The organism is Roseimaritima sediminicola (genome assembly GCF_009618275.1).
Classification (GTDB): Bacteria; Planctomycetota; Planctomycetia; order Pirellulales; family Pirellulaceae; genus Roseimaritima; species Roseimaritima sediminicola.
Genome location: NZ_WIAD01000021.1, coordinates 18,529 through 33,050, shown reverse-complemented (window position 1 = coordinate 33,050; position 14,522 = coordinate 18,529). Strand labels below are relative to the sequence as shown.

Below are 14,522 nucleotides of genomic sequence, written 5' to 3'. Positions count from 1 at the left end.
TCTGAGCACGCTGTTCGATTCGAAGCGCTTAGCCTTCCGAGGGCTCGTCGGCTTCGGCGGGCTTGAAGCCCTTCTTGAAGGCCTTTTCACCGAAGACCAATTCGATCTTCTCTTTGCCTTCGGCTTTTTCCACTTTGCCCTTGCAGCCGTTGCAGCAGAAAGCGACTTCCACGCCGGCGACTTTGGTCTTGGTTTCCGGATTCAGGTCACGGCCGCTGATCGGGCAAGCGGTCTCTTCGTACTGCTCGGTGGCGACCAACTGGTGATTGGCTTTGGCGGTGAACTTTTCCGGAGCTTTCTCGAACTTACCTTTGCAACCGTTGCAGCAGAAGAAAACTTTGCCTTCTTTATAGTCGGCCGACTTATCGGCGCTGGCGTTCCGCGAAGCGACCACGCACTTGACGTCGTCCAATTTCGGCTCGGTCGCCCAGACCGTGGCGCAGGCAACCAACGCGACGCCGAAAATCGATCCAATCATCTTTTTCATTTTTAGTTTTCCCAAAGTAGGTAGAAAGCAAACACCGTCAATCTAGGTAGCCGGCACAGCCTGCGTCAATCTTTTGCGTCAAGATTTTCCGCATTTAGTAGTAGGTTCAAATAGCTACGTGGCTCCGGCTGCGTCAACCCTAGCCGCCGGGCAAGCGACAAAACGGCCTCGCGAGCGGTGGCAACCGCCGCTTGATCGGCCGCGATGGCCTCGATCTCGGCATACCAGCCCACACCGTTCACTTCGTCCAGCGTCACTTCCAAGACCAAACCATCCCAGTGGATTTCCAGCGTTTCCCGAAACTTCTCTACGGTCGCCACCGGCCGGAAACCCAAGGCTTCCAACACGGCAGTCATCTTCTCGCCGCGGGCGTCGTCGGGCCCGAGCGACCACTCCAGTTCCTGCCGCGTCTTGACCTGACTGGCCTGCTTGGGCCCCTTGTAAGTGATATGGTAATGGCCATCGATCCCGCGGATCCGCAGCGCTTCGGTGGTTTTCTTGAAATCGCGACAGGGATGCGCGTAGTAGGTATCGCGGTGCTGCTGCCGCGGTCCGGCCACACTGCCGCCCAGTTCGAGCACCTGCTGGCGCAAGCGCTCCGCATCGTCCAGCGGGAATTTTAATTCGATTTCAAGCACTTTTTGAACTCGCCAGAGTCTGAGAGGGGAAACGGTTCGGTCGCCGGTCGAGGCGGTTAAGTCTGAAGTCTGAAATCTGCTGACTCCGGCGGAGTCTATGTAGGGGAACGGAGCGGTAGAAGGCAATGTTTTCTCCCCTCTCCCCCGCTGCGCCGCGAGCGTCAGCGAGTGAAGCAGTGGTGGGAGAGGGGCCGGGGGTGAGGGGGTCTCGGGTGCAACGGAACGACTATTTGCGTACGCCTTTCCGATTGCCGCACCGCATCGAAATACGGAAGCGGTGCTGCTCTGCTGGTCCCCCTCACCCCCAACCCCTCTCCCCCGAACCCTGACTCGCTTAGGCTCGCCAGGCTTCGGGGGAGAGGGGAGAGAACGATTCTTCTCATACATAGATTCCGCCAGAGCCAGCAAATCTCAAATCGAGCACGAGCACGAGCACGAGCACGAGCACGATTCGAACTCACCACTCACCACTCGCCATCAACCAAACGCTGGCGAGTTCAGCTACGCCTCGAGCTGGGCCAGGGCGCGGTCGATGCGGGTTTGGACTTCTTCGCGGCCCAGGATCTGTAGCGTCTCGAACATCCCGAAGCCGGCGGCTCGGCCCGTCGTCGCGACCCGTAGGGCGTGGATGATCTGACCGATCTTGATGTCCTGGTCGGCGCAGAACTGCTTCAGCCCCACCTCGATCGAATCGGCCTCAAACGGCTGGACATCCTCGAGCGTCTGGCTGTACTTCTGCAACAACTCGCCCGCCTCGGCGGGTTTCACCAATCGCTTCTGGAACGCTTTGTCTTCGTACTCGAGCTGGTCGGCCGGCAGGAACATGTAGTCGAAGTCCAGGATGTCTCCGGCGACTTTGATCCGGTCTCCAGCCGCTTCGACGATGCCACCCAGGCGATCGGCGATGTCGCAGGGCGGCGGATCGCTGACCAAATCGGCGGCCTGCAGGTACGGCAGCACCATGGCGACCTTGCGTTTGCGTTCCAGCGACTGCATCCAGTTGGCTTGAAAGGCCAGCAGCTTCTGAGGGTCGAAACTGGCCGGAGCCTTATTCACCCGCGTCAGGGAAAACAGCTTGATCATCGACTCGCGGTCGAAGTGTTCGGTTTCGCCGTCCAGCGACCAGCCCAGCAGCAGCAGGTAATTCAGCACGGCGTCGGGCAAAAAACCGACTTCGCGGTAGAAGTCGACGATCACCGGATTGAACGTCGCCTCGTCGACCGTCATCCCGCTTCGCTCGGCGATCGCCTGGCCGTGCTTCATCAGCTGGGCGAACTCCGGGTTCTTCAGGTATTTGGCGAGCTTCCGCTTGCTCAGCTTAGCCGTTCCGGCCGGCTCGGCCACGTAGGGCAGGTGCGCGTACTCCGGCAGCTCGTACCCCAGCGACTGGGCGATGAAGACCTGACGCGGCGTGTTGGGCAGATGCTCTTCGGCCCGGACCACGTGGGTGATCTGCATGGCGTGGTCGTCGACGACGCTGGCCAAGTGATACAGACAGCTGCCGTCGGCGCGCTGGATCACGTGGTCCTGTTCGCTGGCCCACTGCACGCGGACTTCGCCGCGGACCGCGTCCTGGATCACGCACTCGCCCTCGCGCGGCATCTTCAGCCGGACCACGTGCGTCCGGCCTTCGGCTTCGAAGCGAGCCGCCGCGGCGTCGTCTTCGGCCATCCAGCGGCGGTCATAGACGAACGTCCGCCCCGCCTTCTCGGCTTCCTGCCGCTGCTGCTGCAGTTCCTCGGTGGTGCTGTAATCGCGGTAGGCGTGTCCCTCGGCAATCAATTTGGCCGCAGCCGCCTTGTACAGCTCGCCCCGCTGCGACTGGTAGTACGGACCATACGGCCCTTCGACACCCGGGCCCTCGTCCCAGTCCATGCCCAGCCAGCGGAAGCCTTCGAGGATCGGCTCGAGCGCTTCGGCGACGTTCCGCTGTTGGTCGGTGTCGTCGATCCGCAGCACGAACTGGCCGCCGCTCTGACGAGCCAACAACCAATTGAACAGAGCCGTTCGCACGCCTCCAATGTGCAGGTAACCGGTCGGACTGGGAGCAAAACGTGTACGCATGTTGGTTGTTGGTTGTTGGTTGTTGGTTGTTGGTTGTTGGTTGTTGGTTGTTGGTTGTTGGTTGTTGGTTGTTGGTTGTTGGTTGTTGGTTGTTGGTTGTTGGTTGGTTCTAAGTGGCGAGTGGCGAGTGGCGAGTGGCGAGTGGCGAGTGGCGAGTTTGATTCGTGCTCGTGCTCGTGCTCGTGCTCGTGCTCGTCGGCTATAGGCTTATGGTTGCGGCATGGGTCGCGACGAGGGCTTGCACCGGAGCTGCCCCCCCCCTCACCCCCGGCCCCCCTCTCCCCCGAAGCTTCACTCGCTGACGCTCGCTGACGCTCGCGGCGCTTCGGGGGAGAGGGGAGGAAGCGAGGTGTGTTGTTGGTTGTTGGTAGCCTTCATCCCGTTGGATTGACGGTTTGCTCGAGACGCTGCACCAACGGCTCCGCGTCGGCGATGTGCAGTTCAATCTGCACCGCCTGCAGCGGCAAGCCGCCGATTTGCCCGGCCCGCACTTTGACCAGATCCTTCTGCGTGCACAGCACTCGGTCGATCCTTTGGCCAGCCGCATTCTGATGTTGCCGAGCCCATTCCTGCAAGGACTGCATCGCGGGGGCGTCGTAGCGAGCATGATCGGCCAGCGTTTTCAGGTCGGCCACGTCGGCCCCACAGTCAGCGATGGTTTGCGAGAAAGCCGCCGGGTTGCCAATCCCGCAGAACGCCAACACACGTTTCCCGCGAATCGCTTCGAGCGGCTCGCTGCGGCCGCGATCGTCGACCAGCCGGCCCGGCCGGTGTTCGGCTTCGACCCACAATAGTTCCGGATTCCGCCCGAGATAAGCGTCACGAATCCGCTCGCGCTCTGCGGCCGTCACCAGGTTGCTTCGCGACAGCACGGCCACGTCGGCGCGGGCGATCGAGGAGAGGGGTTCGCGCAGCATTCCGCGAGGCAGCAGGTACCCATAACCAAAGGGACAGGTGGCATCGATGACGACGATGTCCAGGTCGCGGTACAGCCGCCGATGCTGGAATCCGTCGTCCATCAGCACGACCTGCGTGTCCAGTTCCTCGACGGCCACCGTGGCCGCGGCCACGCGGTCCGGGTCCTGCACGTGGGGCACGTCGGGCAAACGCTGCTCCAGTTCCAGGGCTTCGTCGTTCAGGGCCGCTTCGCCGCGACCGTAGCCTCGGCTGACCAAGGCGACGCGCAGCCCCTGCTCGCGCAGCAGCCGCGCGAGATAGGCCACCAGCGGCGTCTTGCCCGTTCCGCCGGTGGTCAGGTTGCCGACCGAGATCACGGGGACTTCTAAACGGGTGATGGGATCGCGGCCGCCCCCACGGTCGTAGCGGCGATTGCGGAGACGAACGCCCACACCGTAGACCCCGGACGCGCTGCGCAAAACACCGCGCAGCAGGTATGCCAGCGGATCGCGTCGCGTGCCGTTCATCAAGCGGTGGTAGTCCATGCCCAGAGCCTACCGCCGGCGGTCCCAATCGACCAGCGGCGACGCGGCGCGATTCCGCTTTCGAAACGTAGTTTTCCAAAGTCTGGCGACTTCGGCTACGCCGGTGCATTGGCCGCTTTGCTTTTTGCCACGCGGGCGTCCAGGAACTTCGCTCGCAGATACCGCGACAGCGGTTGTTCGACTCGCGTCGTGATCAACGTCGCCAGGGCGAAGGTGAATGCCAGGACGATGGCCAGGGCCGCCACCGGCGGCACGCCGGCATGATCAAAACGCTGGATCAACACACAGCCCAGATTGTTGTGGAACAGGTACAGCGCGTAGGAGATCGTGCTGATGAACACGAAGAACCGCAGCCGCAGCACCGGCAGTTTGCCGTACGCCGAGGCGGCGACGAGCCCCACGATCAGGGCCGTCGCCACAGGGTTGTGTTTGCCGTGGTCGATCTGATGAAACACCACCGCCGCGGCGAACATGCCGGCCAGGTTCCGCCAGCGATTGCCCTGACCGATTTTGACCAGGTACAGCAGATACCCGATCGCGAACAGCGGAAGGAAATCCAACAGCAGCACCCGCCGCAGCAGCCCCACCGCAGCGACCAACAGGCCGTCGCTGCCGGCCGCTTGCCAAGCGTCGTGCAGCGGACACACCAAGAGGGACATGCCGACCAGCACCGACCACGTGATCGCCGGCCGCCCGAGGGCCCCGGACACGAACAAACCGGCCAGGATCAGATAGAACAGCATCTCGATCTGCAGCGTCCACATCACCGGATCGACGCATTCGTAGCCGGCGATCCGCGGCATCAACGTCAGATTCGCTAGCCACTGACCCGGCGAGACGGTTTGCGAGTCCAGCGGAGCCATGCTCAGGAACCACATGTTGGCAAAGATCGCGACCCAAAAGATCGGCGCGATGCGGATCAAGCGAGCCAACAGAAAATTGCCCGGCTGGCCGCGTCGCAGCAGCGACATCGCGTTGACAAAGCCGCTGAGAATAAAAAACATCTCCACGCCATACGCGCCGTAGGGCCATTCAAAGCCCAGCGGCGCGGTGTAGCCGAACTTCACCGCATACACGTGCGTGAAGTGAAACAGCACCAGATTGATGGCGGCCAGGGCGCGGAGGGCATCGAGTTCGACGATGCGACGATTGGTTGCCTGCGGCTGGGTCATGCGGCTTGCGAGTCATCTGGTTCAACGGATGCTTTCGCAAACATAGCTCCGCTTTGGGGGCCGAGCGTCCGCGCTGCGGCCACCCTTCCCCCCGCCGGACAGAAACCCGGTCCGCCGCAGCGGGTCCGTCCAGTTGTTCCGGATCGCCCGCCTGTTCCGGATCGCCCGCCTATTCCGGATCGTACGCCAGGTTTGGCGACAACCACCGCTCCACGTCGCCCAGCGGCAGGCCCTTACGCTTGGCGTAGGCCTGCACCTGGTCGCGCGTCACCCGGTCGACGCTGAAGTACCGCGACTCGGGATGCGCAAAGTACAGCCCGCTGACGGCCGCGCCCGGCGTCATCGCGTAGGAATCGGTCAGGTGCACATGAGCGTTGCTCTCGGCCTCGAGCAGATCGAACAGGATCCGTTTCTCGGTGTGGTCGGGACACGCCGGATAGCCGGCCGCCGGACGAATTCCGCGATAGGACTCGGCGATCAACTCCTCGGTGCTGAGCTGTTCCTCTTGGCCGTAACCCCACTCCTGCCGGACTCGCTTGTGCAGCAGTTCCGCAAAGGCTTCGGCCAGTCGGTCGGCCACGGCCTGGACCATGATCGCGTGATAATCGTCCTGCTGGGACTTGTAGTGCTCGCCCAACTTATCGGCTCCCAGGCCGGCGGTCAGGGCAAAGGCGCCCAGGTAATCCCGCCGTCCGCTATCGACCGGAGCGATGTAATCGGCCAGTGAGCGATAGTGGGTTTGTCCTTTGCGCTCCCACTGCTGACGCAGGAAGTGAAACCGCGTCCGCTCCTCGGTACGTTCATCGTCGGTATACAGGATCACATCGTCGCCATCGCTGGCGGCCGGAAAGAAACCGTACGCGGCGCGCGCCTGCAGGCTGCCGTTGGCGATGATTTCGTCGAGCATCCGGTTGGCGTCGTCGTACAGCTCGCGAGCCTGCGCACCGAGCTCGGGCGAATCGAAGATCTTGGGATACTTGCCTTTCAGCTCCCAGGTCATGAAGAACGGCGACCAGTCGATGTAGGGACGGATGTCCTCCAAGGCGTAGTTTTCCAGCACCCGCACGCCCAGAAACTCCGGTTCATCGATTCGCACGGACTGCCAATCGGTGGGAAAGCGGTTGGCCAGTGCGTCTTCGTAGGAGACCAGTTTCTGCCGCCGGTCGCGGTAGCTGGCCACCAACTTTTCCTGCGTCTTGACGTTCTCCTCGATGAACGCGCCGCGGTGCTCGTCGCTCATCAGTTTTTCGACCACGCCCACGCTGCGGCTGGCGTCCAGGACGTGGATCACCGGTTGGTCGTACTGCGGCGCGATCCGCACGGCCGTGTGTTTGGCGCTGGTCGTGGCCCCGCCGACCAACAGCGGCAGCTGGACGTCGTGACGTTTCATCTCCCGCGCGACGTGGACCATTTCTTCCAGACTGGGCGTAATCAATCCGCTCAACCCGATCATGTCGACATCGTGTTTGCGGGCCTCTTCGAGAATCTTCTCGGCCGAGACCATCACGCCCAGGTCGATCACGTTGTAGTTATTGCACTGCAACACGACGCCCACGATGTTCTTGCCGATGTCGTGCACGTCGCCCTTGACCGTGGCGATCAGGAACTTGCCGCGGTAGGCGTTCATCTCGATCCCCAGCGCCTTCTTTTCCTCTTCCATAAACGGTTCGAGGTAGGCCACGGCCTTTTTCATCACGCGTGCCGATTTGACCACCTGGGGCAGGAACATCTTGCCCTGTCCGAACAGGTCGCCGACGACTTGCATGCCGTCCATCAGCGGCCCTTCGATCACGTCCAGACAGCGCGGCAGTTGCTGGCGAGCCTCCTCGGTGTCTTCGACGACGAACTTGTCGATGCCTTTCAGCAGAGCGTGCTTGAGCCGTGAGGCGACGTCGGCTTCGCGCCACGTCAGGTCCTCTCCCGCGGCCTTCTTGCCGGTGCCCTTGACCTTCTCGGCGTACTCCAGCAGCCGATCGGTGGCATCCTCGCGGCGGTTCAGCAGCACGTCCTCGACGTACTCGAGCAACTCCTTGGGGATCTCTTCGTAGACCTCCAGTTGCCCGGCATTGACGATGCCCATGTCCAGTCCGGCCCGCACGGCGTGGTACAGAAACGCGCTGTGCATCGCTTCGCGGACGCGGTCGTTACCGCGGAAGCTGAAGCTGATGTTGCTGACGCCGCCGCTGGTCTTGGCCCCGGGACAAACCTTCTTGATCTCTCGAACCGCTTCGATGAAGTCGACCGCATAGTTATTGTGTTCGGCCATGCCCGTGGCCACGGTCAGGATGTTGGGGTCGAAGATGATGTCTTCGGGCGGGAAGTCCAATTCGCCCACCAACAGGTCGTAGGACCGTTTGCAGATCGCCACCTTGGCGTCCTTTTCGGCGGCCTGCCCCTCTTCGTCAAAGGCCATCACCACGGCGGCGGCCCCGTACTGGCGCACCAACCGAGCCCGCTCGAGGAATTTCTCCTCGCCGTCTTTCAAACTGATGCTGTTGACGATGGCCTTGCCCTGGACGCACTGCAGCCCGGCTTCCAGCACTTCCCAGTTACTACTGTCGATCATGATCGGCACGGCGGCGGCCACGCTGTCGGCAGCCAGCAGACGCAGAAAGCGGGTCATCGCCTCGACGCCGTCCAGCAGGGCGACGTCGAAGTTGACGTCGATGATCGCCGCCCCGTTCTCGACCTGCTGCCGAGCGACCTCTACGGCTTCGTCGTACTTCTCTTCTTTGATCAAGCGGGCAAACGCGCGGCTGCCCATCACGTTGGTCCGTTCGCCGATCATCGTGAACGGAATCTCCGGCCGCATCGCAAAGGGCAACTGGCCCGACAGCCGCGTGTACACCGGCCCGGGGTTGTCCTGTTTGGGCCGGCAGCCTTCGACACGCTCGCTGATCGCCCGGATATGATCCGGCGTCGTCCCACAGCAACCGCCCAGGATGTTCACCCAGCCCTTCTCGGCGTACTCGCCCACCTTGTCGGCCATCGCCTGCGGCCCCAGATCGAACTCGCCCATCTCGTTGGGCAGTCCGGCGTTGGGGTGGCAGCTGACCGGAATGCCGGCCACGCGGGCCAGCTCTTCGATGTGCGAGCGCATCACGTCCGGACCGAGAGCGCAGTTCATGCCCACGCTCAACAGCGGAAAATGGCTGATCGCCGTCCAGAACGCCTCCACGCTCTGGGCGCTGACAAACGTCCGGCCGCCGTCGCTGAACGTGCCGCTGGCCATCACCGGCACGCGCCGCGAGCCCGCGTTGAAGCTGTCGGTAATGGCGAACAGACAAGCCTTCAGGTTCAACGTGTCGATCGCCGTCTCGGGCAACAACAGGTCCACGCCGGCGTCGAGCAAAGAATCGACCTGGACGCGGTAACTGTCGACCATTTGACGGAAGGTCACGTCGCGGTGCGCCGGATCGTCCTGGGTGCTGATGGCCAGCTGTTTGGTGGTCGGACCGATCGAACCGGCCACAAATCGCGGCCGGTCGGGCGTTTTCTCGCTGTATTCCTCGGTTGCCGCCCGAGCACAGGCCACCGCCGCCCGGTTGAGCTCGTCGACCAACTCCAGCGGCAGGTCGAATTCCATGATCCCCACGGGCGAAGCCCCAAAGGAATTCGTCTCCACGATGTCCGCGCCGGCGTCCAAGTAAGCGCGATGGATGTCGGTGATCTTTTCCGGATGCGTCAAGCAAAGGATGTCGGAGAAGTTCTTCAAATCCTTGTGGTGATCGGCGAAACGCTCCCCGCGAACCCCTTGCTCGTCCAGCTTCAGACGCTGGATCATCGTGCCCATGGCCCCGTCGAGGACCAGGATCCGTTCGCGAATCAGGGAAGGAAGGATTGTTTCTGTGTCGCTGGCATGCAGCATTTGTTCACCAAACCGTTCGTAATTGCGTGTTTCGAGGATCCCGTTTCCGCCGCTGCTAGCATCATCGCGGCAGCAACCCGGTGGCCGGGATAAAGATGATTGTTCCCGCTTGAGCGGTTTTTCACAAGAGATTACAGCCGTCCAGGGCCGATCCACCTTGCCGCACCGGCAAGCTTTCGCTATTCCGCAAATAGGTCAAGATCGTCAAACCGCCGTGCCGATAAGAACGATCGGACCCAAGATGCGCCCCCGGCGACCCGTCGGCCGGGCCCCGCACCGAGATTCCTGCCGCAGCCAGAGCGTGCAGCACGCCGTCAAGGACGACCGAACATGGCCAATCATCCTTTCCCACACTCCGGTACCGACGCACCGGTTCATCCTGCCCGTGACGAACGAGCCGCAGCGGATCGCACGCCCCAAGCGGCGGCCAGCGGTGCGCCTCCGGTGCTGTTTCGCATGCGCACCGTCCACCTCGAATCGCCCATCGCCGGCCCACCTGCCGCCGGGCACGCCGCCGCTGACGGGCACGCTGCCGGTAATGCGTCCGCCGCGGCGGACTCTTCGCCCGTGGGCGACGCCGGTCCGATGTCGGCCGCGCCCCCAGCGGTGCCGCTGCCGACCAGCGATACGCTGGCCGCGCCTGGCGATGATTTTCCGCCTCCGCCCACGCTGCACGGAAACGGGGCGGATTTCCCGCCGCCGCCGGCCGTCGCACCGCGCCCCGATGCCGTCACCCCTGATCATACCCCGACCGCCAAGGCCGCGCCGCCGAACCAGGCTGCGCCCGGGCTCGGCGGGGTGCCGGCCGGTCGGGCCTGGACCGAAGCCATGGCTTCGCGGCTGGTCGTCGTGTTGCTGTTGGTCGTGGCGGCCGGTGCCGTGATCCTGTTCAGCCGCCGCGGTGACGAGGATGCGGTTCGCCTGGCCGAACAAGACACCGATCAACTGCTGGCCGATCTGGGGATCGACACCGGTTCGGCGGAATCGGCCGACGGCCTGCAACCGGAGGCCGCCGAGTCGACATCGAATCAAGACACCGACGACGAGCCGAAGTTCGACTTCGCGGACTTCGAAGCCGACGACGCGTCCCCGGACCCGGCGTCCAGCGGCGCGGACCCCGCCGCGGCCGATGCCGCCGCGGCCGACACGGTCGAACTGGCCGCCTCCGAACGGGCCGCTTCCGAACGGGCCGCCTCCGAACTGGCCGCTTCCGAACGGGGCAGCTCGCCTCCCAGCGGCGACGGCGACCGGATCGATCTGGCCGGCCCCACCGGCTCGGCGACCGGCGACCCCGCCGCGGACCCTGATACCGCCGCCGCAGCCGCTCCAAATGACGGCGAAGCGAACGTCGCGTTTCAGAACAGCCGTTCGACCATCAACGAACCGACCCTGATCAACGAACCGGCCATGACCAACGAACCGGCCGGCGACGAGCAGATGGATTTGGCCGCGCCCTACTCGGCCTACGACTCCCACGACGACGCACCCACCCGCGCTGCCGCAAGCGAACCGACCACCGCCAATCGCCAAGCCTTCCTCGGCGGCATCGAGAGCGAGCAGACCGCCGCGCCGCAGCCGTCTCCGGGCCAAACCGACATGCCCAACGCCATCACCTTCAACCGGTACCTGGCCCCCGAAGCCGCCGCGGACCGGCCGCCGGCGAACTCCGGCGATGGCTTCCCGGCCAACCCCTACGCGGCTCCGAGCGACCTCGCCACGCCCGCCGGCCAGCACGCTGCGGCCGCCGATCCCCGCTTGGCTCAGTTGCCCGGCGGCGTGAACCACGACCGCAGCGCTCCGCAACCCGGCTACCAAGCAACCCAACCGGGCTTTGCAAATCAACAACCCGGCTACCAGTCGCAGCCCGGTTACCAACAACCCCAGCCCGGCTACCAGCAACCTCAGCCCGGTTACCAGCAACCCCAGCCCGGCTACCAACCCCAGCCCGGTTACCAGACGCAACAGCCCGGTTACGAACCCGGGTTCACGCCGCCGGCGAATTCGGTTCCGCCGCCGGCGAATCTCGCTCCCGGCCCGGCGGAGCGACCTTTCAGCCCCTATGACAATCCCCAGCAGTAACGCGTCGCCGGAAGCAACGCATTGCCGGCTCCCAGCAGAGGGCCGTCTGAATCCAGGCGGGCATTCCACGGACAGGACGATGAATCGATGAGCAAGATTGACCAAGCGTTTGTCAAAGCGTTCGCCAAGGAACGTCCGCAAAGCTCCCCGGCCGATCCCGAACCGGCCGTGGTGGACTGGGTGGCGATGGGCATGTCATCGTTCTGGATCGACCCCTCCAACAACGAACTGTTCCGCACCGATAACGCTCATCCGGCCGCTGCCCCGCGTCCCGCCACCGAACGTCGCCGCGGCCAGCGACCGGGAACGGCTCCGGCGATGCCGCCCCAGCAGCCACCGGTGTCTCCCACCGACACCACGACCGCGCCGCAGGACGAACCCGACACCTCGCCACCGGTGCTGCGGATCGACGCGGCCGAACCGCTGCCCGCACCCCACCTGGCCCCGGCTTCGCGGCTGGACGCCAGCGCCTTTCCGCCCATCACCGTCTCGCACGATGATTTCGCCCCCGCGGCTCCGGCGGCAGTCGCTGCAGCACCCGCATCCACCGCCGGTGCCCCGATCGAACAAGTCCAAGAGGCCCTAGCCGAAGCGGAACGGGCCGAAGCGGAACGGGCCGACGTAGAACGGGCCGACGTAGAACGGGCCGAAGTAGAACGGGCCGAGGCTGTTGAAGTCGAGGAGACGGCGACCGCGCGTCCGGCCGTGGAACCGAGCGCGGAGCTGACCATCGAAGACATTGTTCAACCCGCCGCCGAGGAGATGCTCGCGGCGGCCGCGACCGAACCATCGCCGGTGGCGCCACAGCCCTTCGAGGCGGCCTGGGAAGTCGACGAGTTCGAGGTTCCGGCGATCATCAACCAACTGCTGACCAGCGGCGGCATGATCACCGGGGCGGGCGTGCCCCTGGCGCAAGCAGCCCGCGATGGCATGCAGACGGTCTTGATCAGCAGTCCGAGCCGCGGCGCGGGCCGTTCGACCCTGGCCGTCGGACTGGCGCTCGCTGCGGCGACGACCGGCATCCGAGTCGCGTTGATCGACGGCGATGGCGAGAACCCGTCGCTGATCGACGCCCTGCAGCTGGAGCTGGAGTTCGGTTGGCCCGAAGCGATCCGTGGCGGCGTCTCGTTGGCCGAAACCGCCGTGCACAGCATCGGCGACGGCGTGACGCTGTTCCCGATCGTCCCGGCGGCCACCGGTTTGCCGCCGCAAGCCGACGAGCTGCACCGGACGGTCGATCAATTGCGCGGCCACTTCGACCTGATCCTGATCGACGGCCCCTGTGCCAGCGGTTCGATCCCCGGCGACTGCTTCCAATCGGCCATCCTGGTCCGCGACCTGCGCAGCTTCGACAAAGCCGCCCAGGAGGCCAGCATCGCTACGCTGCGGGCTGCCGGGATCGCCCAGATCGGCATCGCCGAGAATTTTGTGGATTAGTCGCGGGCAACTCAGAATCTTCCCCGAGCCTGCTGAAAACCCGTTGCCTGTCAATCAACCATCCCTTCGGAACCTGTGCGATGTACGAAAGCCACTGGAATCTGACCGCGCGGCCGTTCGAGAACTGGAGCGATCCGCAGTACTACTACCCGTCGGAAGTCCACCAGACGGCGCTGCTGAAGCTGCGTTATGCGGTCGAGAACCGCCGCGCGGCGGTCGCCATGTGTGGCGACAGCGGGATCGGTAAATCGTTGATCGTCGACGCCCTGGCCAGCCAGCTGCCCGAGCCGTTCATGCCGGTCGCCCGCCTGGCCTTTCCACAGCTCAGCGGAGATCAACTGCTGGGGTACGTGACCGACGAGCTGACCGGGACGACCGGCCCGAATGACGAAACGCCGCGGACGGCCCTCCGCCGCCTGGACAGCTTCTTTGCCGACAACGTCGAAGCCGGCCGCCACGCCGTGTTGATCGTCGATGAAGCCCATCTGTTGATGGCGCCGGAGCAACTGGAAACCCTGCGGCTGCTGCTGAACCTGCAGCGCAGCCAGGCCCGGGCCGAAGCCGCCTGGACGCTGGTCCTGGTCGGGCACGCAACGTTGCTCAGCGTGATCGAGCGGAACCGTGCTCTGGACGAACGGATGAACGTCAAATGCATGCTCAGCCGGATGACGGCCGAACAGACCGCCGGCTACGTCCAACATCGCATCCAGGTCGCCGGCGGCGATGCCCAAAGAATCTTCACCAGCGAAGCGATCGAAACGCTGCACGTTCGCAGCGGCGGGATTCCGCGCCGCATCAACCGCCTGGCCGACCTGGCCTTGATGGTCGGCTACGCCGAAGAGCTCGACCGCATCGAAACGCCCCACGTCGAAGGCGTCCACCAAGAACTGGTCACCGTCACGCCCTAAGCCGACACCCGCCAGCCGACGGCGCAAGCCCAATGCCATCTACTTTCACCATCGCTTGCGATTGAAGCGTTAGCGGAGCGGCGCAAGCCGCCCGGTGTGTGAAGGTTCGCACCGCAAAACCGGACGGCTCGCGCCGTTCCGCTACAAAGGAAGTGGCATTGGGCGCTAGCCGTGGTGAGACGTGGCTCGGCGGTTGACACCGCCGGCAGGGGCTGTGTCGTCCTTCGGACTGGCCTTGCGGTCGCTGTGAACCGAAGGACATTGGGGCATGCTCGCGAACCTCGACGCTCGCGGCCTATTGATTTATTCGAAAACGCATCGCTCAGGTGAGCCGTTTGGGCGAACGCCCCGGTTACTTGGTGACGAAAAGGTCCAAAGTCTGGCGACTTCAGCTCCGGCCAGGCCCTAGTATTAAATGTTGACGCGG

At 64.2% G+C, this 14,522-nt stretch carries 9 protein-coding genes; 3 read left to right on the top strand and 6 right to left on the bottom strand.

The annotated features are described in order from the left end of the window. Positions 1–28: 28 nt before the first annotated feature. From GE027_RS11890 to metH, 6 genes are all read right to left on the bottom strand, one after another. Positions 29–487, bottom strand: coding sequence for an eL24 family ribosomal protein (locus GE027_RS11890; protein WP_153557417.1), 459 nt, complete (start codon positions 485–487; stop codon positions 29–31). Positions 488–552: 65 nt separating this feature from the next. Further along, positions 553–1,125, bottom strand: a complete 573-nt coding sequence (gene cyaB, locus GE027_RS22835; protein ID WP_162006698.1) for a class IV adenylate cyclase — start codon at positions 1,123–1,125, stop codon at positions 553–555. Positions 1,126–1,626: 501 nt separating this feature from the next. Further along, positions 1,627–3,189: a glutamate--tRNA ligase gene (gene gltX, locus GE027_RS11880; RefSeq protein WP_153557415.1), complete on the bottom strand. Its 1,563-nt coding sequence runs from the start codon at positions 3,187–3,189 to the stop codon at positions 1,627–1,629. Positions 3,190–3,563: 374 nt separating this feature from the next. Continuing rightward, positions 3,564–4,631 (bottom strand): tetraacyldisaccharide 4'-kinase, encoded by a 1,068-nt coding sequence (lpxK, locus tag GE027_RS11875; RefSeq protein WP_237607477.1) that lies wholly within the window; start codon positions 4,629–4,631, stop codon positions 3,564–3,566. 95 nt (positions 4,632–4,726) lie between these two features. Further along, entirely contained in the window at positions 4,727–5,803 is a 1,077-nt protein-coding gene (locus GE027_RS11870; protein ID WP_237607476.1) for an acyltransferase family protein, read from the bottom strand. Positions 5,804–5,972: 169 nt separating this feature from the next. Further along, the gene (gene metH / locus GE027_RS11865; protein ID WP_153557413.1) at positions 5,973–9,671 is read right to left on the bottom strand and encodes a methionine synthase; all 3,699 of its coding nucleotides are present in this window, start codon (positions 9,669–9,671) and stop codon (positions 5,973–5,975) included. 330 nt (positions 9,672–10,001) lie between these two features. Here metH and GE027_RS11860 point away from each other — a divergent pair, with 330 nt between their 5' ends. The 3 genes from GE027_RS11860 to GE027_RS11850 all read left to right on the top strand — a co-directional run bounded on the left by GE027_RS11860 (position 10,002) and on the right by GE027_RS11850 (position 14,095). Continuing rightward, positions 10,002–11,750 carry a hypothetical protein gene (locus GE027_RS11860; RefSeq protein ID WP_153557412.1) on the top strand — a complete coding sequence of 583 codons (1,749 nt, stop codon included), beginning with the start codon at positions 10,002–10,004 and terminating at the stop codon, positions 11,748–11,750. An 87-nt stretch (positions 11,751–11,837) separates the two neighbouring features. Next, the gene (locus GE027_RS11855; RefSeq protein ID WP_153557411.1) at positions 11,838–13,187 is read left to right on the top strand and encodes a P-loop NTPase family protein; all 1,350 of its coding nucleotides are present in this window, start codon (positions 11,838–11,840) and stop codon (positions 13,185–13,187) included. A gap of 80 nt (positions 13,188–13,267) precedes the next feature. Continuing rightward, positions 13,268–14,095 (top strand): ExeA family protein, encoded by an 828-nt coding sequence (locus GE027_RS11850; protein ID WP_153557410.1) that lies wholly within the window; start codon positions 13,268–13,270, stop codon positions 14,093–14,095. The last annotated feature ends 427 nt before the right edge of the window (positions 14,096–14,522 follow it).

What these genes read in the sequence shown, in the direction of transcription:
- GE027_RS11850 (WP_153557410.1), top strand. Translation starts at nt 13,268, where the DNA reads ATGTACGAAAGCCACTGGAATCTGACCGCGCGGCCGTTCGAGAACTGG.
- gltX (WP_153557415.1), bottom strand. Translation starts at nt 3,189, where the DNA reads ATGCGTACACGTTTTGCTCCCAGTCCGACCGGTTACCTGCACATTGGA.
- GE027_RS11860 (WP_153557412.1), top strand. Translation starts at nt 10,002, where the DNA reads ATGGCCAATCATCCTTTCCCACACTCCGGTACCGACGCACCGGTTCAT.
- lpxK (WP_237607477.1), bottom strand. Translation starts at nt 4,631, where the DNA reads ATGGACTACCACCGCTTGATGAACGGCACGCGACGCGATCCGCTGGCA.
- GE027_RS11890 (WP_153557417.1), bottom strand. Translation starts at nt 487, where the DNA reads ATGAAAAAGATGATTGGATCGATTTTCGGCGTCGCGTTGGTTGCCTGC.
- metH (WP_153557413.1), bottom strand. Translation starts at nt 9,671, where the DNA reads ATGCTGCATGCCAGCGACACAGAAACAATCCTTCCTTCCCTGATTCGC.
- GE027_RS11870 (WP_237607476.1), bottom strand. Translation starts at nt 5,803, where the DNA reads ATGACCCAGCCGCAGGCAACCAATCGTCGCATCGTCGAACTCGATGCC.
- GE027_RS11855 (WP_153557411.1), top strand. Translation starts at nt 11,838, where the DNA reads ATGAGCAAGATTGACCAAGCGTTTGTCAAAGCGTTCGCCAAGGAACGT.